22 protein-coding genes and 1 riboswitch are annotated in these 19,026 nt (G+C 71.6%); of the genes, 12 read left to right on the plus strand and 10 right to left on the minus strand.

What is annotated here, in order from left to right; genetic code table 11:
* Positions 1-192: 192 nt before the first annotated feature.
* A complete protein-coding gene (locus tag HJG44_RS10730) occupies positions 193-801 on the minus strand; it encodes a hypothetical protein (protein ID WP_171218373.1) in 609 nt (202 codons plus the stop codon).
* 293 nt (positions 802-1,094) lie between these two features.
* Between HJG44_RS10730 and HJG44_RS23990 the strand changes: the two genes are divergently transcribed.
* The gene (locus tag HJG44_RS23990) at positions 1,095-1,223 is read left to right on the plus strand and encodes a hypothetical protein (RefSeq protein WP_281411503.1); all 129 of its coding nucleotides are present in this window, start codon (positions 1,095-1,097) and stop codon (positions 1,221-1,223) included.
* Between the two features lie 9 nt (positions 1,224-1,232).
* Here the strand turns inward: HJG44_RS23990 and HJG44_RS10735 are convergent, their stop codons facing one another.
* Complete coding sequence (locus HJG44_RS10735) at positions 1,233-2,357, minus strand: P-loop NTPase (RefSeq protein ID WP_171218374.1); 1,125 nt, start codon at positions 2,355-2,357, stop codon at positions 1,233-1,235.
* Positions 2,358-2,559: 202 nt separating this feature from the next.
* Here HJG44_RS10735 and HJG44_RS10740 point away from each other — a divergent pair, with 202 nt between their 5' ends.
* The 7 genes from HJG44_RS10740 to HJG44_RS10770 all read left to right on the plus strand — a co-directional run bounded on the left by HJG44_RS10740 (position 2,560) and on the right by HJG44_RS10770 (position 10,403).
* Positions 2,560-3,069, plus strand: coding sequence for a pyridoxamine 5'-phosphate oxidase family protein (locus HJG44_RS10740; protein ID WP_171218375.1), 510 nt, complete (start codon positions 2,560-2,562; stop codon positions 3,067-3,069).
* 124 nt (positions 3,070-3,193) lie between these two features.
* On the plus strand, positions 3,194-4,486 hold the full coding sequence (gene pncB, locus HJG44_RS10745; protein ID WP_171218376.1) for a nicotinate phosphoribosyltransferase: 1,293 nt from the start codon (positions 3,194-3,196) through the stop codon (positions 4,484-4,486).
* The gene (locus tag HJG44_RS10750; protein WP_171218377.1) at positions 4,486-5,250 is read left to right on the plus strand and encodes a LamB/YcsF family protein; all 765 of its coding nucleotides are present in this window, start codon (positions 4,486-4,488) and stop codon (positions 5,248-5,250) included. Before pncB ends, HJG44_RS10750 begins: the two co-directional genes overlap by 1 nt.
* 202 nt (positions 5,251-5,452) lie before the next feature.
* Positions 5,453-6,292, plus strand: a complete 840-nt coding sequence (locus HJG44_RS10755) for a hypothetical protein (RefSeq protein WP_171218378.1) — start codon at positions 5,453-5,455, stop codon at positions 6,290-6,292.
* Positions 6,293-6,387: 95 nt separating this feature from the next.
* Positions 6,388-6,590, plus strand: a riboswitch (cobalamin riboswitch).
* Positions 6,591-6,619: 29 nt separating this feature from the next.
* Positions 6,620-8,602 carry a TonB-dependent receptor plug domain-containing protein gene (locus tag HJG44_RS23995; protein ID WP_210261059.1) on the plus strand — a complete coding sequence of 661 codons (1,983 nt, stop codon included), beginning with the start codon at positions 6,620-6,622 and terminating at the stop codon, positions 8,600-8,602.
* A gap of 41 nt (positions 8,603-8,643) precedes the next feature.
* Positions 8,644-9,636 (plus strand): FecCD family ABC transporter permease, encoded by a 993-nt coding sequence (locus HJG44_RS10765; RefSeq protein ID WP_346767161.1) that lies wholly within the window; start codon positions 8,644-8,646, stop codon positions 9,634-9,636.
* Positions 9,633-10,403 (plus strand): ABC transporter ATP-binding protein, encoded by a 771-nt coding sequence (locus tag HJG44_RS10770; RefSeq protein ID WP_171218381.1) that lies wholly within the window; start codon positions 9,633-9,635, stop codon positions 10,401-10,403. Before HJG44_RS10765 ends, HJG44_RS10770 begins: the two co-directional genes overlap by 4 nt.
* On the opposite strand, the gene cobD is transcribed toward HJG44_RS10770, so the two are convergent.
* Positions 10,370-11,413, minus strand: coding sequence for a threonine-phosphate decarboxylase CobD (cobD, locus tag HJG44_RS10775; RefSeq protein ID WP_171218382.1), 1,044 nt, complete (start codon positions 11,411-11,413; stop codon positions 10,370-10,372). The two genes, HJG44_RS10770 and cobD, sit on opposite strands and share 34 nt — an antisense overlap.
* Here cobD and HJG44_RS10780 point away from each other — a divergent pair.
* Both HJG44_RS10780 and cbiB read left to right on the plus strand, forming a co-directional pair.
* Positions 11,405-12,316, plus strand: a complete 912-nt coding sequence (locus HJG44_RS10780; RefSeq protein WP_171218383.1) for an ABC transporter substrate-binding protein — start codon at positions 11,405-11,407, stop codon at positions 12,314-12,316. The genes cobD and HJG44_RS10780 overlap by 9 nt on opposite strands.
* Before the next feature lie 109 nt (positions 12,317-12,425).
* A complete protein-coding gene (gene cbiB / locus HJG44_RS10785) occupies positions 12,426-13,400 on the plus strand; it encodes an adenosylcobinamide-phosphate synthase CbiB (RefSeq protein ID WP_171218384.1) in 975 nt (324 codons plus the stop codon).
* A 30-nt stretch (positions 13,401-13,430) separates the two neighbouring features.
* On the opposite strand, the gene HJG44_RS24200 is transcribed toward cbiB, so the two are convergent.
* Complete coding sequence (locus HJG44_RS24200) at positions 13,431-13,613, minus strand: hypothetical protein (protein ID WP_346767168.1); 183 nt, start codon at positions 13,611-13,613, stop codon at positions 13,431-13,433.
* On the opposite strand from HJG44_RS24200, the gene HJG44_RS24205 reads away from it, so the two are divergent.
* Together HJG44_RS24205 and HJG44_RS23695 are read left to right on the plus strand one after the other, a co-directional pair.
* Positions 13,551-13,697, plus strand: coding sequence for a type II toxin-antitoxin system HicA family toxin (locus HJG44_RS24205; RefSeq protein WP_346767162.1), 147 nt, complete (start codon positions 13,551-13,553; stop codon positions 13,695-13,697). The genes HJG44_RS24200 and HJG44_RS24205 overlap by 63 nt on opposite strands.
* The gene (locus tag HJG44_RS23695) at positions 13,694-14,029 is read left to right on the plus strand and encodes a type II toxin-antitoxin system HicB family antitoxin (protein WP_171218385.1); all 336 of its coding nucleotides are present in this window, start codon (positions 13,694-13,696) and stop codon (positions 14,027-14,029) included. Before HJG44_RS24205 ends, HJG44_RS23695 begins: the two co-directional genes overlap by 4 nt.
* A gap of 3 nt (positions 14,030-14,032) precedes the next feature.
* Here the strand turns inward: HJG44_RS23695 and HJG44_RS10800 are convergent, their stop codons facing one another.
* From HJG44_RS10800 to cobT, 6 genes are read right to left on the minus strand one after another with little or no spacing between them, the layout of a single operon-like run.
* Positions 14,033-15,484 (minus strand): cobyric acid synthase, encoded by a 1,452-nt coding sequence (locus HJG44_RS10800; RefSeq protein ID WP_171218951.1) that lies wholly within the window; start codon positions 15,482-15,484, stop codon positions 14,033-14,035.
* A 20-nt stretch (positions 15,485-15,504) separates the two neighbouring features.
* On the minus strand, positions 15,505-16,131 hold the full coding sequence (gene cobO, locus HJG44_RS10805; RefSeq protein WP_171218386.1) for a cob(I)yrinic acid a,c-diamide adenosyltransferase: 627 nt from the start codon (positions 16,129-16,131) through the stop codon (positions 15,505-15,507).
* The gene (cobU, locus tag HJG44_RS10810) at positions 16,128-16,676 is read right to left on the minus strand and encodes a bifunctional adenosylcobinamide kinase/adenosylcobinamide-phosphate guanylyltransferase (protein WP_171218387.1); all 549 of its coding nucleotides are present in this window, start codon (positions 16,674-16,676) and stop codon (positions 16,128-16,130) included. Before cobU ends, cobO begins: the two co-directional genes overlap by 4 nt.
* Before the next feature lie 31 nt (positions 16,677-16,707).
* Positions 16,708-17,220 carry a tyrosine phosphatase family protein gene (locus HJG44_RS10815; RefSeq protein WP_346767143.1) on the minus strand — a complete coding sequence of 171 codons (513 nt, stop codon included), beginning with the start codon at positions 17,218-17,220 and terminating at the stop codon, positions 16,708-16,710.
* Positions 17,217-17,990 carry an adenosylcobinamide-GDP ribazoletransferase gene (cobS, locus tag HJG44_RS10820; protein WP_171218388.1) on the minus strand — a complete coding sequence of 258 codons (774 nt, stop codon included), beginning with the start codon at positions 17,988-17,990 and terminating at the stop codon, positions 17,217-17,219. Before cobS ends, HJG44_RS10815 begins: the two co-directional genes overlap by 4 nt.
* Positions 17,980-19,026: a nicotinate-nucleotide--dimethylbenzimidazole phosphoribosyltransferase gene (gene cobT / locus HJG44_RS10825; RefSeq protein WP_171218389.1), complete on the minus strand. Its 1,047-nt coding sequence runs from the start codon at positions 19,024-19,026 to the stop codon at positions 17,980-17,982. The genes cobS and cobT overlap by 11 nt, the downstream gene beginning before the upstream one ends.

The raw sequence follows: 19,026 nt of genomic DNA on the forward strand, positions 1-19,026 counted from the left end.
AAGTCGAAGATTCGGTTCTCAGCCTGTGACCGATGAGGCCGGAGCGGCGACCGCAAGGCAGCCGACCGAGTTCGGCGTGCTGTCCTCGCCGATGCAGGCTGAGCGAGCCGGGCGTCAGGAGGCGCGGGCCGCAAGGAAAAGGGCCGGTGCGCTGTCGCGCCCGGCCCCTCACTAGCTCGCCTCGTATAGCCGTCAGAGCGCGAAGCGCTCGCGGATGTAGTTTTCCAGGTAGGCGATGTCTTCCTTCGACTCCAGCGCCCGGGTCTCGGCCGCGAAGACGCGGTCTTCGGCCTCCTTGAGGAGCGCGCGGGCCTGGGCGATCTCCTCCTGGATGCGCTGCTCGGCGGCGGCGGCGCGCTGCTCGGCGTGCCTGGCCTCCTCGCGCGCGGCGCGGATCTGGGCGTCCGCGTCGGCGAGCTTCTCGGCCGCCCGCTCGGTGACCGCGTTGAGGCGCTCCTCGGCGGCGCGGGCGCGCTCCTGAAGCGCCTGGATCTGCTGCTCGGCCTGGTTCAGCTGCTCGGCCGTGCGCTCGGCGATGGTGCGGGCCTGCTCCTCGGCATGGGCGGCGCGCTCCTGTGCGTTCTTGATGAGGTCGGCCGCCTTCACGACGGCGTCGAGCGCGGCGGAGAGCTCGGGCTTCTGCTGCGGCGCGACGCCCGGGAAGGAGCGCTGCGGGAACGGCGCCCGGACGACGTTCTCGGCCACCTGGGCCGGAGCCGGACGGCGGTTCTGCGGGGTGGACAATTGCCGGAGCTGGTCGCTCAGCTCGTCTGTCCAGAGCGTCTTGAGAGCCTGCTGCATTTCTATGCCTCCGCCAGTGCCCGCGACGGCGCAGGGCACCCCCTTCTTCAACCAGCAGTGAACAAAGATGGTTAACGAACCGTTACGCCACACTTATGCACGCGGTCTCGGCGGGGAGCTTGTTGTTCTTTACTCGCGAATCTCTTGCACGGACCCAAGACGAGCGGATCACCGCGCCGGGCCACCGTCAACATGGCGTTTTCGTGGCCGCGGCGAAATCGCGCGGCCGTGGCATTAACGGCCCATCAACCATGCCCCTTCACCCTACAGGCAGCGTTCGAACGAGGGTGTCAGTGGAAATCGTTCTCATCGTTGCCGCGGCAGGCGGCCTGCTCGGGTGCTTCGCGTCGCTGTCCCGGCTCGACGTCAACCGGACCAGGCACCAGCTCCGCCATCCCGGCCGGCGGCTGGCGGTGCGCTGAACCGCGAAGCTACTCGATCACGATGCGCGGGGCGGCGCGCCGCCCCGCTCCTTCCTGAAGGCCCGCCCACAGCTTCTGCGCGACGTCCATGAAGGCGCGCGCATGCGCCGTGCCCGGATCGGTGACGACGACCGGACGTCCGGCATCGGAGGTCTCCCGGATCTCCATCTGGAGCGGAATCTCGCCCAGGAACGGCACGCCGAGCTTTTCCGCCTCGCGGCGGGCGCCGCCATGGCCGAAGATGTTCGACACGGTCCCGCAATGCGGGCAGGCGAAGCTGGCCATGTTCTCCACGACCCCGAGGATGGGGATCTCGACCTTCTGGAACATGGCGACGCCGCGCCGGGCATCGATCAGCGCGAGGTCCTGAGGGGTCGAGACGATCACGGCCCCGGTCAGGGGCGTCGACTGCGCCATGGTGAGCTGGGCGTCGCCGGTGCCGGGCGGCATGTCGACGATGAGAACGTCGAGCTCCCCCCAGGCCACCTCGCGCAGGAGCTGCTGGATGGCGGAGGTCACCATGGGCCCGCGCCAGATCATGGCGGAGCTCTCCTCGACCAGGAAGCCGATCGACATCACCTTGACGCCGTAGCCGTCGAGCGGCTCGAGCATGCGTTCGCCGACGAGGCGGGGCTTGCCCGAGAGGCCGAAGAGCTTCGGCGCCGAGGGGCCGTAGATGTCCGCATCGAGAAGCCCGACCGCGAGGCCCTGCAGGCGCAGTGCGAGCGCGAGATTGCAGGACAGCGTCGACTTGCCGACGCCGCCCTTGCCGGACGCGACCGCGACGATGCGCTTGACCCCGGGCACCGCCTGCGCGCGCGGCGGCGCGGCTGCCGCACGTTGCGCGGCGGAGGGGGGCGCGGCCGCCCGGCCCGGCCCGGCTCCGGCCGGCCGGTCGGCCGTGAGCGTCACGAAGACGGGGCCCGCGCCGGGGAGCGCCTTCACGGCCGCCTCGGCCGCCGCGCGCACCGGCTCCAGCGCCGCGGCCTCGCCCGGATCGGCCGAGATCGCGAAGGAGACGCGCCCGCTCGGATCGACCGAAATCTCGGACAGCCGGCCGGAGGCGGGCAGCGGCCCGCTCCCGATCCTGATCGTCCCAAGTGCCCGGAGCACCTCGTCCCGCGAGACCGCCACGCTCTGTCCTTCCCGATGCCGCGCCGGCTTTAGGGCATCCGCCGCCGCGGATGAAGGCGGGCCGCGCACGCATGCGTGAGCGCCCGGGCGGGAAACCAAGCCCGGCGCCGGCCGTTCCCCCTCCGACGAGCGGCCGGGCGAGCGCGCGGCGCCGCCGCACGCCCCCGCCCGGATCCCGGCCGAAGGAGAGAAGGAGATTCTCATGGCGCACGACCACACGCAGCACGAGGGCGCGGCGAAGCTCTACGAGCTGATCAAGGACATCAAGGTCGCGATGATGACGACCATCGAGCCGGACGGGACCCTGCACAGCCGGCCGATGTGGAACCACTCGGCCGATTCCTCCGGCGACCTCTGGTTCTTCACGCGCGAGCGGGCCCCGAAGGTACGCGAGCTGTCGCGGGACGCCCAGGTCAATCTCGGCTTCGCCGATCCGTCCGGCCAGAACTACGTCTCGATTTCCGGCACGGCCGAGATCGTCCGCGACCAGTCCAAGGTGAAGGAGCTCTGGAGCGAGGGGCTGCGGACCTGGTTCCCGAAGGGGCCGGACGATCCGGACATCGCCCTCATCCGCATCCACCCGGCGGGCGGGGAATACTGGGACGGCCCGTCGCGCAGCGTCATGCAGCTCTACGGCTACGCCAAGGCGCGGCTCACCGGCGAGCCGCCGACGGAGCTCTCCGACAACAGGAAGGTCACGCTCACGGCCTGACGGCCTCGGGCGGGATCGGCCTCCGCTCGAAGCCGATCTCGCCCGGACGGTAGCCTTGCCTCGCCCGAGCGGGCATGATGCCGGCGAGCGGCCGGTCCCGCCGTCATGCGAGGTGAGTTCCGCGATGGTCGACATCGCCACACGGGTCTACAACCATAGCTGGAAGATCGACCCGATCATCCGCTCGGTCCTGGACACCGACTTCTACAAGCTTCTGATGGCGCAGACGATCTTCCGCCGCCATCGGGACGTCGCCGTCACGTTCGGGATCCAGAACCGCACCACGCGCGTCCGGCTCGCCGACTACATCGATATCGGCGAGCTGCGCGAGCAGCTCGACCATGTGCGCACGCTGCGGCTGTCGCGCGGCGAATCCACCTGGCTGCGCGGCAACACCTTCTACGGCAAGCGGCAGATGTTCTCGCCGGACTTCGTGGCCTGGCTCGAGAGCTTCCGGTACCCCGACTACGAGCTCGAGCGCGTCGACGGCCAGTACGAGCTCACCTTCCACGGGCCCTGGATCGAGACGACGATGTGGGAGATCCCCTCGCTCGCGATCCTGAACGAGCTGCGCTCGCGCGGCGTCACGAAGGGCATGGGCAAATTCGAGCTCCAGGTGATGTATGCCCGCGCGATGACGCGGGTCTGGGAGAAGATCCAGCGCCTGAAAAATCTGCCGAACCTGTCCATCTCGGATTTCGGCACGCGGCGTCGGCACGGGTTCCTGTGGCAGGACTGGTGCGTGCAGGCCATGATCGAGGGGCTCGGACCCGCCTTCACGGGAACGTCGAACTGCCTCATCGCGCTCCGCCGCGAGGTGGAGGCGATCGGCACCAACGCCCACGAGCTGCCCATGGTCTATGCCGCGCTCGCCGACACGGATGCCGAGACGCTGCAGGCGCCCTACGACGTGCTCGCCGACTGGCAGGAGGACTATCAGGGCAACCTGCTCGTCATCCTGCCCGACACCTACGGCACCACGCGCTTTCTCAGGAACGCGCCCGAATGGGTGTCGTCCTGGACGGGCATCCGCGTCGATTCCAAGGACCCGTTCGAAGGCGGCGAGGAGGCGATCGACTGGTGGCTCGCCCGCGGCGAGGATCCGATGAAGAAGCTCGTCATCTTCTCCGACGGGCTCGACATCGACCTGATCGAGCGGCTGCACCGCCATTTCCACGGCCGCGTCCGGCTCGGCTACGGCTGGGGCACGCTGCTCACCAACGACTTCCGCGGCCTCGTGCCCGACGGCAAGCTCGATCCGATCTCCATCGTCTGCAAGGTCGTGTCGGCGGACGGCCGGCCGACCGTGAAGCTGTCCGACAACCCCACCAAGGCCATGGGTCCGCGCTCGGAGGTCGAACGCTATCGGCGTCTCTTCGAGTTCGCGGAGCGTGCGCCGCAGCCGGTGCTCGTCTGATGCAGGTCGATCTCAACTGCGACATGGGGGAGGGCTACGGCCGCTGGACCCTCGGCGACGATGCCGCGATGCTGGACGTCGTCACCTCGGCCAACGTGGCCTGCGGCTATCACGCCGGGGACCCGAACATCATGGTGGAGACCGCGCGGCTCGCCAAGGAGCGCGGCGTCTCCGTCGGCGCCCATCCGGGCTTCAACGACCTCTGGGGCTTCGGGCGCCGCGTCATCCGGGGCGACACGATGGCCGAGATCGAGCGCATGGTGGCCTACCAGATCGGCGCCATGCAGGCCTGCGCGGCGCTCGCCGGGCACAGGGTCACGCACGTCAAGGCGCATGGCTCCCTCGGGAACCTGACGAACGAGGAGCCGGATTTCGCGCGCGCGATCGGGCGCGCGATCAAGGGCGTGGACCCCGCGCTCGTCTACGTGACGATGCCGGGCCTGCCGACGGAGCGGGCTGCGGAGGAACTCGGCCTCGAACAGGCGGCCGAGATCTTCGCCGACCGCGCCTACGAGGATGACGGCCAGCTGATGAGCCGCAAGAAGCCCGGCTCCGTCCTGCACGATGCCGACGAGGCCGCCCGCCGGGTGCTCGAGATGGTGCGCGAAGGCGTGATCCTCTGCGCCTCGGGCAAGCGCATCCCGGCGCGGATCGAGACGATCTGCGTCCATGGCGATGGGCCGAATGCGGTCGCCATGGCGCGGCGCCTGCGCGCCGTGCTCGAGGCCGACGGGGTCAGAATCCGACCGTTCAAGACTGCCTGATTTTCGCCTTCGCACGGCCACGCTGGGGTGCTGCGATGATCCTGCCCAAGGATGATCGACCTGACCCGGCAAGATCAGCCCGGTCATCCGAGCGTTGAGCTTGCGGACCCGCGTGCGACGTCTTCATACGGAGTGATTCGGTCGCGGGTTGCACCTGTCAAGCTTATCGTTCAAGAAGGGCCGGTGTAACAGGAGTACTCTCATGCGCATGAGCCTGTGCGTGAGGGCGGCGGCCACGGTCGGACTAGCCCTCGCCGGATACATGGGGTCATCGGCGATCTCCTTCGGGATTGTCGGCGTGAGCTCGGCCGAAGCGGCGCAGTTCTACACCCGCAAGCGCGTGAACGGCGTCTGGATCACGGGCCGCTTCCCGAAGACGGGCGGCAGCGCCCAGGCCGCGCGCGGCCGGCGGGAGGTGCAGGCGAGATCCGTCCCGCGCGTCTCCGACGTCCCTGCCTCGGCCACGCTCGCGGCGCTGCCGGCGTCGGAGCCCAGGCGGGATCTGCCGCCCCTGCCGCCGCTCCCGCCTGTGCCGCTCGTCACGGGTACGCTCGCGGACCGCAAGCCCGCTCCCGCGCCGGCACCTGCCCTGCCGGATGTCGAGGCGGCGCTCGTCACGGCCGCCGTCGGACCCGTCGCCCCGGCCGACGACGTCGCGGTCGCGGCCGAGGAGCGTCCCATGAAGCTGCGCCGCGCCCTGGAGGCGCGTGCGGGCGAGCTCAAGGCGAAGAGCGAGGCCGCGCCGGCCCCGCCGGCGGCCCCGCCTGTCCCGGCCGCCGTGGCCGATGCGCCTGCAATCGCCTCGGCCGCCGCCTCCCGCGCCGAGGTTGCGACGGGCTCGCTGGCGGGCGGTCCGGTCCAGGCCGTCGCGGCTCCCGCATCCCCCGCTGCGGGCGGACGCACGCAGCTTCTGCCGCGCTCGGTCTCCTACGATTTCGAGACAGGCATCAAGACGACCGTGTTCGAAAGCTCCGTCGTGCGCGAGCCGTTCGATCCCGCCGCCATGCGCGGCCTGATGACGGGCTCGGTCGCGGCTCGCTGAAGACGCATCGCCCGGGAGCATCGGCCCGCTGTGGCCGGAATGCCGCAATCCTAGATCCGCGAAGCGCGGGCCTTGCGGCGGGAGCCTGCCGCGTGCTGATTGAGCGGGCTTTCGGTGCCTCGGCGACCCCGAGGTGAAACGGGAATGCGGTGCGGACCTTCACGGTCCAATGCCGCGGCTGCCCCCGCAACTGTAGGCGGAGAGCGTCGGTCCAACATGCCACTGGCCGCAAGGCCGGGAAGGCGGGCCGGCGCGATGATCCGCGAGCCAGGAGACCGGCCGGAAGCGTGACCCCGAACCTGCGGCGGTGGGCCGCGAGGAGACGTCATGCTTCGTTCCGCACGCGGCGCAAGGCCGCTCTTTTCGTCATTCGTATCTCTCCTGGCGCTCGCCGCCCCCGCGTACGCACAGGACGCGGCAGACACGGTGCCGCTCCCCGACGTCGTGGTCACGGCCGACCGGCGTCCGGAGCCGATCGGGCGGTCGGCCTCGGCGATCACGGTCGTCACGCGCGAGGAGCTCCAGAGCTTCAGCCCCACGAACCTCGTCGACGCGCTCCGGAACGTGCCGGGCCTGGACGTATCGGATGCGGGCGGGCCCGGCTCCACGACCGTGGTCCGCCTGCGCGGCGCCAATACCGGCCAGACGCTGGTCCTGATCGACGGGATCCGGGTGAACGATCCGACCTCCGCGAGCGGCGAGTTCGACTTCTCCAACCTCTTGCCCACCGCCATCGAGCGCATCGAGGTGCTGCGCGGACCGCAGAGCGCGCTCTACGGATCGGACGCGATCGGCGGCGTGGTGAACATCATCACCAGGAGCGGCGGAGGGCAGCCGCGCTTCGAGGCCCGCACCGAGGGAGGCTCCTACGGGACCTTCTCGTCCAGCGCGACCGCCTCGGGCTCGGTCGGGCCGTGGTCCTATGCCTTCTCGGGCGGCGGGCAGACCACGAACGGCTTCTCCCGCTACGGCTACCGCATTCCGCAGCTCGAGCGCCGCTTCGGCAAGTTCGAGCCCGACGGCTTCACGCGCTGGGGCGGCTACGGCCGGCTCGGCTACGATGCCGGCGAAGGCGTCAGGCTGGAGATCGGAATGCTCTCCTTCCGCACCTTCGCGGAATACGATGCCGGCTCCTCGACGCTGCCGCGCAACGTCGTCTTCAGCGGCAACAACCGCATCTTCCCCGACACCCCGGCGGAGACGACCCGCACGCTCACCCAGATCTGGGGCAGGGGAACCGCGGAGCAGGGGCCGCTCACGCATACGCTCCAGGTCTATGCGAACCAGACCGACCGCGAATTCCGCGACCTGACCTATCGGGCCAATCCCGTTCGGATCACGAGCGACGGGCTGACCGAGTTCCGCGGCGACCGGGTCGGGACGGAATACCAGGGCGATCTCAGGCTCCAGACCTTCGGCACGCTCACCTTCGGCGGCCGGGTCGAATCGGAGAAGGCCACGACCTTCTCGACCTCCTATGTCCCCGGCCCGACGATCCGGACCAGGACCCTCGAGGCGCAGCAGGACACCCGCTCGGTCTTCGCGCTCTACCAGCTCCCGATCGGCGAGCGCGTCATCCTGTCGGCCGGCGGGCGGCACGACGAGGTGAACCGGCTCTCGTTCGACACCTGGCGCGCCACCGGCGCCTTCCTGATCCCGGAGACCGGCACGAAGCTCCGCGCCAGCGGCGGGACCGGCGGCAAGGCGCCGACGCTCTACCAGCTCTTCGAGCCGCGCTACGGCAATCCGGGTCTCTCGCCCGAGACCTCGATCGGCTGGGATGCCGGCATCGACCAGACGTTCTGGGACGGGCGGCTCGCCGTCGCGGCGACCGTGTTCGGCAACCGCTTCCAGAACATGATCGAGTTCGATTCGCCGACCTCGCGCTACTTCAACGTCTCGCGCGCGAAGACGTCGGGCGTCGAGCTCGAAGGCGCCCTGGTGCTGTGGCCCGAATTCCTCAAGCTCACGGGCGTCTACACCTATCTCGACGCGAAGGACGAGCGGACGAACCGGCGGCTGCAGCGGCGGCCACCGCATGTCGGACGGATCGGGCTCGGCATCACGCCGCTGCCCGGCCTCCTCATCGAGCCCCGGGTCACGCTGGTCTCGGAGCGCTTCAGCGGCAACAACGAGACGCTGCCGCTGCATCCCTATGCCCGGCTCGACATCTATGGCGAGTACAGGTTCGACGAGACCTGGAGGGTCTTCGGCCGGATCGAGAACGTCACCGATGCGCGCTACCAGGAAATCCTGAACTACGGGACCACCGGCCGCGCCGTCTATGCCGGCCTCGGCGTGACGTGGTGAGCGGCGGACCGGGCGGACCGGGCGGGACGGCGGGCCGGCGGATCGCGGTCGCGGCGCTTGCGGCGCTCGCGATCCTCCTCTTCCTCGTCTCGCTCGGCATCGGTCCCGTGAGGCTCTCGCCCGCCGCGGTCGCGGCGGCGCTCATCGGCCGCGGCGAGGAGACGGCGCTCGTCATCGTGCGCGAGATCAGGCTGCCGCGCGCCCTGCTCGCGGTCGCGATCGGCGGCATCCTCGGCCTCTGCGGCGCGGCCATGCAGGGGCTGCTGCGCAACCCGCTTGCGGCGCCCTCGCTCTTCGGCGCGCCGCAGGCCGCTGCCTTCGGGGCGGTCGCGACCCTGTCGCTCGGGCTCGCCGACGCGCTGTCCTTCGCGCTGCCGGTCGCCGGGATAGCGGGCGCCTTCCTGTCCGTGTTCCTGCTGATCGCGGTGGCGGGCCGCAATGCCGGGCTGACGCTCCTCATCCTGGCCGGTCTCGCCATCTCGAGCCTGGCGGGCGCCGCGACCGCGCTCGCCATGAACCTCGCGCCGAATCCCTTCGCGGCGCTCGAGATCGCGTTCTGGCTGCTCGGCTCCCTGGAGGACCGTTCCATGCGGCACGTCCTCATGGCGCTGCCCTTCATCCTGGCGGGCGGCGCGATCCTGTTCGCCAGCCGGGGCGCGTTCCGGGCCCTCACGCTCGGGGAGGAGGCCGCGCAGAGCCTCGGCGTGAACGTCGCCCGTCTCAGGCTTCTCGTGATCGCGGGCGTGGCGCTCGGCGTCGGCGCCTCCGTCGCGGTCGCGGGCACGATCGGCTTCATCGGGCTGGTCGCCCCCCATCTCGTGCGGCCGCTCGTGCGCTACGACCCCGCGCGCCTGCTCGTTCCGGCTGCGCTGGCGGGATCGTGCCTCCTGACCGCGGCCGATATCGCCGTGCGGGTCATCCCGTCCACGACCGACATCAAGGTCGGGGTGCTGACCTCGCTGATCGGCGTGCCCTTCTTCCTGTACCTGATCCTGCGCGAGCGGCGCCGGCTCGGGGCGGGGCTCGCGGCATGACGGCCGATCTCCGCATCCGCGACCTGTCGGTCCGGCTCGGCGGGCGCCCCGTGCTGAGCGGGGTCTCGCTGGAGCTCCGTTCCGGCAGCTTCGTGGCCGTGGTCGGACCGAACGGCGCGGGCAAGACCTCGCTCCTGCGCGCCATTGCCGGGCTCGTGCCCCATGCGGGCCTGATCGCGCTCGGCGCCGAGAATCTCGACCGGCTGTCGGCGCGCGCGCGCGCGCGCCGCATCGCCTATCTGCCGCAGGGGCACGAGATGCATTGGCCGCTGCCGGCGCGCGACGTGGTGGCGCTCGGCCGCTTCCCGCACGGCGCCGCCGATCCGGACCGCCTCGGGGAGGCGGACCGGGAGGCGGTCGCGGAGGCGATGCGGGTGACCGATACGGAGGCCTTCGCCGACCGTGCCGTGACCGAGCTGTCGGGCGGGGAGCGCGCGCGCGTCGCCCTCGCGCGCGTCTTCGCGGCGGGCGCGCCCGTGATCCTCGCCGACGAGCCGACGGCCGCGCTCGATCCTCGCCACCAGATCGACGTCATGTCCGCGCTGCGGGCGCGCGCGCGGTGCGGCACGCTCGTCATCGCGGTCACGCACGATCTCGGCCTCGCGGCCCGCCATGCCGACGCGGTCGCGGTGCTCGAGGCCGGACGCCTTGCCGCCGTCGGGCCGCCGGCGGAGGCGCTCGCGCCGGACTGCCTGCGCCGGGTCTTCGGGATCGAGGCCTTCATCGGCACCCATCAGGGCGCGCCGGTCCTGGTCCCTTGGTCGTGATACGCGGCATCGATCTCGCGGAGCGCCGCCGAGAGGCCGTTGGCGAGCCGGACCGAGGCCGCCTCGTCCGGCGGCAGGCCGATGCGCAGCAGCGTCGGGGACCAGAGGAAGCGGCGCGTCCAGATGCGGCGGGAGGCGAGCGCCTCGTGCAGGCGGCCGGCCCGCGGATGCTCCACGAGGCGGAACAGGCTGGTTCCGCCGGCCACCTCCAGGCCCGCCGCGGCGAGGAGCGCATCGAGCTTCTCCGCCTCGCTCGCGAGCCGGCCCCGCATGGCGGCGGCCCAGGCGGTATCGGCGAGGGCCGCGGTCCCGACCGCGATGGCCGGCCCGGAGACCGGCCAGAGCCCGAGTGCCCGCGCGACCTTCTCGGCGATCGACGGCTGCGCGATGGCGAAGCCGAGGCGGAGTCCGGCGAGGCCGTAGAACTTGCCGAAGGAGCGCAGCACCAGGATCGGCAGCTCGCCGCAATCGCGGACGACGCTGCAGCCGGGCTCGACATCGGCGAAGGACTCGTCGACCACCAGCCAGGTGCCGTGCCGGCGGCAATTCGCGGCCGCGGCCAGGATCTCGGCCCGGCCGGCGACCCGTCCGTCGGGATTGTTCGGGTTCACGACGACGACGTGCCGGCCGCCATCTCCGGCTTCGGCGAGCGAGCGGACCTGCTCCACCTCGAAGCCGTGGCCGCGCCAGACCGTCTCGTGCTCCGTATAGGTCGGTCCGACGATCGCGACCGGGCGGCGCGGCGCGAGGCAGGGCAGCCACTGGATGATGGTCTGGGTCCCGGGCGCGGCCGCGATCACGGCCTTCGGCGGCACGCCATAGGCGGTGCGGGCGGCGGCGATCAGATGGGCGAGGTCGGAGCCGGAGGGGAGGCGTTCCCAGCCCGTGCGGCGGAGCTCGTCCGGCACCGGCCAGGGATGCGGGTTGATCCCGGTCGAGAGGTCGAGCCAGGCAGCATCGCTGCCGCCGAACCGCGAAGCCGCCTCGCCGAGGTCGCCGCCATGCTGCATCGCCGATCCCTCCCGAAAACCCCTCGGCCAATCCTGGAATCGATCGGCGCAGCGGCCCTGAGATGGGCCGCGAAGGCGGCGAGAACGGGGCTGGCCGCCGGGCTATTTGCCGCCGCGGCCTCTCCCCTCGCCGCCGCGCCGGAGCGCCCTCGCGTCGTCTCCATCAATCTGTGCACGGACCAGCTCCTGCTCTCGCTCGCCGATCCCGACCAGATCCTCGGGCTCAGCCCCTTCGTGCGCGATCCGCGCCGGTCCTGGGTGCGCGACGCGGCGGCCCGGTTCCCGATCCTGTCGGGTACGGCCGAGGAGGTGCTGGTGCTGAAGCCCGACCTCGTCCTGGCCGGCCGCTTCACCCGCCGCGCCACGCGCGAGCTGCTGAAGGCGCATGGGGTCGAGGTGATCGAGTTCGAGGCCGCGACCTCGGTGGCCCAGGTGGTCGACCAGGTCCGGCGCGCCGGGGCGCTGCTCGGCCAGCCCGGTCGCGCCGAGGCCCGCATCGCCGAGATCGAGGCGGCCGCGGCCCGGGCCCGCGCGGCGGCGCTCGTGCGCCCCGTCACCGTGCTGCCGCTGCAGCGGCGCGGCTGGATCTCCGGGCGCGAGACGCTGATGACGTCCTTTCTCGAGACGGTCGGGCTGCGCAACGCAGGCGGGGCGCTCGGACCCCATGGCGGGCTCGCGCGCCTGGAGGAGATCGTGGCGCTCCGGGCCGACATGCTCCTCGTGTCGCGCAGCGAGACCGCGGCCGAGGACCAGGGGAGCGCGCTCCTCCATCACCCCGCGCTGAAGGGGCGATATCCGCCGGAACGGCGCCTCGTCCTGCCCGAGCAGATGACCGTCTGCGGCGGCCCGGAGATCGCCGCCGCCCTCGACCGTCTCGCGGCGGAGATCGAGCGGCTCCGCTAGCGCCCCGCCCGGCCGCATGGGATCATGCGGCCCGGCAGATTCGCGCGATCAAGAAGCTGGGCATGATCTCATCGCGGACCCGGTTCCCGCTTCCGCGGACCCTGTGCTGATGCTGTTCCGGGCCGACGCCCCCCTCGTCCTCCTGCTGGCGCTGGTTCTCGACGCCCTGATCGGCGATCCGGACCGGGTCTGGCGGCGTCTTCCGCATCCGGTCGCCTGGTTCGGGGCGCTCGTCGCTCTGCTCGATCGCATGCTCAACCGCGAGAGCTGGAGCGCGGAGACGCGCCGGACGGCGGGCATCCTGAGCGTCGCGGCGCTGCTCGGGGCCGCTTTCGTGCCGGCGCTGCTCCTCGAGGCGGCCCTCCGCGCGATCCCGGCGGGCGATGTCCTCGTCGCGCTGATCGCGTCCGTCTTCCTGGCCCAGAGGAGCCTCCATGCCCATGTCCGGCGGGTCCGAGAGGCTTTCGCGGAGGGAGGTCTTCCGGCTGCCCGCCGGGCGGTCTCGATGATCGTCGGCCGCGACCCCGAGCGGCTGGACGAGGCAGGCGTGGCCCGCGCCGCGATCGAGTCGACGGCCGAGAACTTCTCGGACGGTGTCGTGGCGCCGGCCTTCTGGTTCGCGCTGCTCGGGCTGCCGGGACTCGTCGCCTACAAGGCGATCAACACCGCCGATTCGATGATCGGGCACCTCTCCGTGCGGCACCGGGATTTCGGCTGGGCGGCGGCGCGGCTCGACGACCTCCTGAACCTCGTTCCGGCCCGGCTTGCCGGGTTCCTGCTCGCGGCCGCCGCCTGGACCGTCCGCGGCTCGCCCGGGGAGGCGGCGCGGGTGATGCTCCGGGACGCCGGCATCCACCGCTCGCCGAATGCCGGCTGGCCGGAAGCCGCGATGGCGGGCGCGCTCCGCCTCGCGCTCGGGGGACCCCGGATCTATGCCGCGGGCCCGGTGGACGAGCCCTTCCTCAACGCGCCCGGCCGCCGCGATGCCGGCCCGCAGGACATTTCGCGCGCCCTGCGGGTGATGGCGGCCGCCTGCGTGCTGCATGGGCTGTTCTACGGCGCGCTCGCTCTCGTGGTCATCTGAGTGGTTGCATTTGGTACCAAAAAATAGTACTCACACCAAGTGCTGAGCCGCCGACACCGCGCCACCTTGGAACTGATCTTCCGACGGCCGGCCAGCGGGTCCGTTCGGTGGTCGGATGTGGAAGCTTTGTTCAAAGCTCTCGGTGCCGAAGTGACGGAGCGCGAGGGATCGCGGATCGGCGTGTTCCTGTTCGGAGAGATTCGGGTCTTTCATCGGCCTCATCCGAGCCCGAACACCGACAAAGGCGCTCTCGCCAGCATCAGGAAATGGCTGGAGAGCCACGGAGTGACGCCATGAAGAACGTGATCGACATCGACGGGTACAAGGCGGTGCTCGCGTTCGACCCGGAGATCGGCACCTTTCGCGGAGAGTTCGTAGGTCTTAACGGAGGTGCGGATTTCTATGCCGCGAGTGTAGAGGAACTACGAGCGGAGGGGAGGAAGTCTCTGCGCGTGTTCCTGGACATGTGCCGCGAGAAGGGCATCGAACCGCGCCGTGCCTTCTCGGGCCGCTTCAATCTGCGGCTCGATCCCAAGACGCACGAGGCCGCCGTCGTTGCCGCCGCGGCGGAAAACAAGAGCCTGAACGAGTGGGTAGCTGACGTGATCGAGAACGCGGCTGCCGCGTAATCCTCACCTCGCCCGCGCGATCGCCAGCATGCGGTCGAGGTCGAGATGCGCCTCGACATGGTCGGCGAGGGCATCGAGCGCCGTCTCGACCTGCGCCTCGTAGGCGAGGCGGGAGGCCGCCCCGAAGCCGGCGAGATAGGCGCGGCGGAACGGATCGGAGCCGAACAGGCCGTGGACGTAGCAGCCGGCCACCCGGCCGTCCGGGCTCGTCGCGCCGTCCAGCCGCCCGCCAGCCAGCTTGAGCAGCGGCCGTGCGCAATCGGGACCTTCGGTCCGGCCGAGATGGATCTCGTATCCTGTGATCCCGGTATCCGTGGATAGGTGGATCCCGGCAGCCGGGGCGGTGATCTTGTCGCCGGTCAGGACGGTCGCCACGTCGAGCAGCCCGAGGCCGTCCACGGTGCCGGGCCGGCCCTCGACGCCGTCCGGATCGGAGATCGTCCGGCCTAGCATCTGGTAGCCGCCGCAAAGCCCGAGAACGGCACCGCCCCGCCGCCGGTGGGCGAGGAGGTCCACGTCCCAGCCCTGGGCTCGGAAGAAGGCGAGGTCGCCGACCGTCGCTTTCGAGCCCGGCAGGATCACCAGGTCCGCGTCGCCGGGCAGCGGATCGCCCGGCGGGACGAGGATCAGCTCGACCTCAGGCTCCATGCCGAGCGGGTCGAGATCGTCGAAATTTGCGATCCGGGAGACGATCGGGACGGCGATCTTCCACCGCCCGGCGGCGCCATCCCGGCCGCCTTTGCGGTCGAGATCGAGCGCGTCCTCCGCCGGGAGCCAGGCCGCCTGCGGCAGCCAGGGCAGGATGCCGAGCGAGGGCCAGCCTGTGTGCTCGACGATGGCCTTCTCACCTTCTGCAAAAAGTTGAGCCTCGCCACGGAACTTATTGACGATGAATGCCTTTACGCGCTCGCGTTCGTTCGGTTCGAGGACCGCGTGTGTCCCGACGAGGCTCGCGATGACGCCGCCGCGGTCGATGTCGCCGGCGAGCACGACCGGGACGTCCGCGGCCTGCGCGAAGCCCATATTGGCGATGTCGCCGGCCCGCAGGTTGATCTCGGCCGGGCTGCCCGCTCCCTCGACCAGCACGAGATCGGCGCCGGCGGAAACCCGCGCGAAGCTGTCGAGCACGGCCGGCATCAGCTCGGCCTTGCGGCTGCCGTAGTCGCGCGCCCGGAGCGTGCCGCGACGCTTTCCCTGGACGATGACCTGGGCGCCCGTATCCGTCTCCGGCTTCAGGAGCACCGGGTTCATGTGGACGCTCGGCTGCACGCCTGCCGCGCGGGCCTGCACGGCTTGGGCGCGGCCGATCTCGCCGCCATCCGCCGTCGCCGCGGCGTTGTTGGACATGTTCTGCGGCTTGAACGGCCGCACCGCGAGCCCGCGCCGGGCGAAGGCGCGGCAGAGGCCTGCGACGAGGGTCGACTTCCCGACATTCGAGCCCGTGCCCTGGATCATCAGGGCCGGGACGCGCCCGCTCAATATTCGATGCCTTTCTGCGCCTTGATGCCGGCCCGGAACGGGTGCTTCACGAGCGTCATCTCGGTCACGAGGTCGGCGATCTCGATCAGCTCCGGCTTGGCGTTCCGGCCGGTCACGACGACGTGCTTCCAGTCCGGCTTCTCGTCGCGGAGGAAGTCCACGACCTCGCCGACAGGCAGGTAGTCGTAGCGCAGCACGATGTTGAGCTCGTCGAGCAGCACGAGGCGGTGGCGGCCGTCCCGGATCAGCTCCTTTCCGGCCTCCCAGGCCGCCCGGGCCGCCGCGATGTCCCGTTCGCGGTCCTGCGTGTCCCAGGTGAAGCCCTCGCCCATGATCTTGAGCGTGAGGAGATCGGGGAAGCGGCGCAGCAGCTTCGCCTCGCCGGTTTCCCAGTCCGGCGACTTGGTGAACTGCACGATCCCGACCGGGTACTCGTGCGCGATGTGGCGGAACACCATCCCGAGCGCGGCCGAGGTCTTGCCCTTGCCGGTCCCGGTATGGACGATGACGAGCCCCTTGCCGTCCTTCTTCGTCGCAAGAAGACCTTCCTTCAAGGTCTTGCGCTGTTTCATCTTCTCGGCGTGGCGGGCATTCGCCTCCGCGGTGTCGAGCGCGTCCGTCATGCGAAGCTCCCTGCGCCGGGCTCCCCGGCCTGTTTGAGGGTGAGAGGCAGGCCCGCCGCCACGAAGATGACGTTCGGGACGGCGGCCGCCACGGCCTGGTTGAGCCGGCCCTGGGCGTCGCGGAAGCGGCGTCCGAGCGGCGTCTCGGGCACGAGCCCCATGCCGAGCTCGTTCGATACGAGGACGACCGGGCAGGGCAGGCCAGGCAGGAGGCCGCAGAGTTCCGCCGAGGCGGCTTCCGGGTCGCGCCCGGCCACCATCAGGTTGGACAGCCAGAGCGTCAGGCAATCGACCAGGACCGCCCGGCCGGGCCGGGCCTCGCGGACGAGGGCGCCCGCGAGATCGAGCTCCTCCTCGATCGTGAGCCAGCCGGCGCCGCGTTCGGCGCGATGGCGGGCGATGCGGTCGGCCATCTCGGAATCCCCGGGTGCCGCGGTCGCGACATAGACCCGCTCGCAGCCGCTCGCGGCGACGAGGCGCTCGGCGTGACGCGACTTGCCCGAGCGGGCGCCGCCGAGGACGAGACTCGTCGCGAGGGATGGCATGGCCGGCACCAAGCATGGCGCCGGGCGAGGTTCAACCGGCGGGCGGAAGCGCGAGCTCGAAGGAGCGATAGGGCACGTAATCCGCGCCGCGGCCGATTCCGGCGACCGCCTGGATCATGCGATCCTGTCGTCCAAGGATCCTGTCGGCCAGGGATACCAGGAGCGGGTTCGGCGTGGCGCTGGGTGCCGCGTGCCGAAGCCGCTCCGCGATGGCGGCCTCCGGCAGGTCCGGCCGGCATGCGCAGGCGATGATGAAGAGCGCGGCGGTCGAGCGGCTCACGCCCGCCTGGCAGCTCGCGAGCAGCGGCGCGCCGCCGTCCCAGCTCCGGCCGAAGGCGAGGATGCGCGCGACGTCCTCTGTACGCGGCGCCACGAAGCCGGGCCGCTCGGCCGGGATGTCGTTGAAGACCAGGGCGAGGGTTAGGGGCGCGGGCGGCGGCACGGGCGCGGCAATTCCCGGCGAGACGAGCAGGAGGATGTGCGAGGGCGCGCGCTCCGCGCAGACCTCGCGCAGGCTCGCCGCCGGGCAGCCGATCAGGATCACGCCGTGAGGCGCCCGGGATCGGCCGCCACGCCCAGCAGGAGGGCGGTCTGGCAGATGACCACCGTGGCGCCGAGGACGTCGCCCGTATAGCCGCCCAGGCCTCGGCAGAGCGTCCGGGCAGCCAGGAAGGCCGCGGCGGCGCCGAGCAGGGCCCCCAGGGCGGCGCGCTCCGGCGCGAGGAGCAGGAGGGGCGCCAGGCCGAACAGGAGGGCGAGCGCGACTTCGCCGCGGCTCGGGCCGTCCGGCCGGTGCTCGATACGGGAGGCGGCGATCTCTCCCGCATAGGGGAAGGCGGCCATCACCAGCACGGCGGCGAGCCGGCCCGCGGCATGCGCGCCGACCAGCGCGGCGGCGGCCACGGCGACGGGCAGGGCGGCGAGCGAGGCGGCCTGCAGCCCGAGGCAGAGAAGGAGGGCGAGCGCGCCGAAGGCGCCGAGCCGCGGATCCTTCATGATCTCGAGCCGCCTCTCGCGCGACCGGCCGCCGAGCCCGTCGGCGCAATCGGCAAGCCCGTCCTCGTGAAAGGCGCCCGTCGCCAGGATGGTCGCGCCGAGCGCGAGCATCTGGGGGAGGGGAGCGGGCCAGAGCCGGGCCGCGAGGAGCAGGATTGCGGCGCCGATGCAGCCGACCGCGAGTCCGACCAGCGGGAAATACTTGGCGCCGCGCGGCAGCCATTCGGGATCGTGGCGCCGCGGGCGGACGGGCAGGCGCGTCAGGAACTGCGTCGCCGCGAGGAGCAGCTCGATCTCGCGCCGGGGCTCAAGCCGCACCCGACAGGACCTCGTCGAGGCTGGCGACCTCCCTCAGGAGGCCGCAGGCGGCGCGCAGCAGGGGCAGGGCGAGGAGCCCGCCGGTGCCTTCGCCGAGACGCAGGCCGAGCTCGAGGAGCGGATCGGCCGCGATTCCCTCGAGCAGGGCGGCGTGGCCACGCTCGGCGGAGCAATGGGCGAAGATGCAATAGTCGCGGACGGCCGGCTCGAGCCGGATCGCCGCAAGCGCCGCCGCGGAGGCGATGAAGCCGTCCACCAGGACCGCGCGGCGGCGGGCGGCGGCCCCGATGGTCGCGCCCGCCATCATGGCGATCTCGAGCCCGCCGAATTCGCGCAGGACCTCGCGCGGCTCCGTCGCGCCGCTGCGGGCAGCCGCACGCGCGAGCGCTTCCCGCTTGCGGGCGAGGCCGGCGGCATCGTGCCCGGCGCCGGCGCCGATGCAGGTCTCGAGGGGCGCCGGCAGCAGCCGGTGCATCAGGAGCGAGGCGGAGGCAGTATTGCCGATCCCCATCTCGCCGAGAACGATCACGTCCGCTCCGGCATCCGCCGCGTCGGCCGCCAACTCGGCCCCGAACGCCAGCGCGGCGTCGAGCTCGTTCTCCAGCAGCGCCGCCTCTCGCGCGGCATTGCGGGTGCCGCGCCGGATCCTGCGGTCGATCAGGTCCGGATGGGGCGCGAGATCCGCCGCGACCCCGGCATCGACGATCCTGACCTCCGCGCCGACAGCACGCGCGAAGGCATTCGCCGTGCCGCGCCCGGCCAGGAAGGTCCGGACCATCGCGGCCGTGACCGCCTGCGGATAGGCCGAGACCCCCTCCTCGACGAGCCCGTGATCGGCCGCGAAGACGAGAAGGGTCGCGCGGTCGGCCCGCGGCTCCGTCGTGCCCTGGATGAGGCCGAGCCGTATGGCGAGGTCCTCGATCCGGCCGAGCGATCCGGGCGGCTTCGCCTTGCCGTCGACCTTGGCCCGGAGCGATCCGGCCAGCGACCGGTCGATCGAAGGCACGGGCGGGAGGGAGAGAAGCGTCGGCTGCAT

This window comes from Enterovirga aerilata (assembly GCF_013044135.1).
GTDB lineage: Bacteria > Pseudomonadota > Alphaproteobacteria > Rhizobiales > Beijerinckiaceae > Enterovirga > Enterovirga aerilata.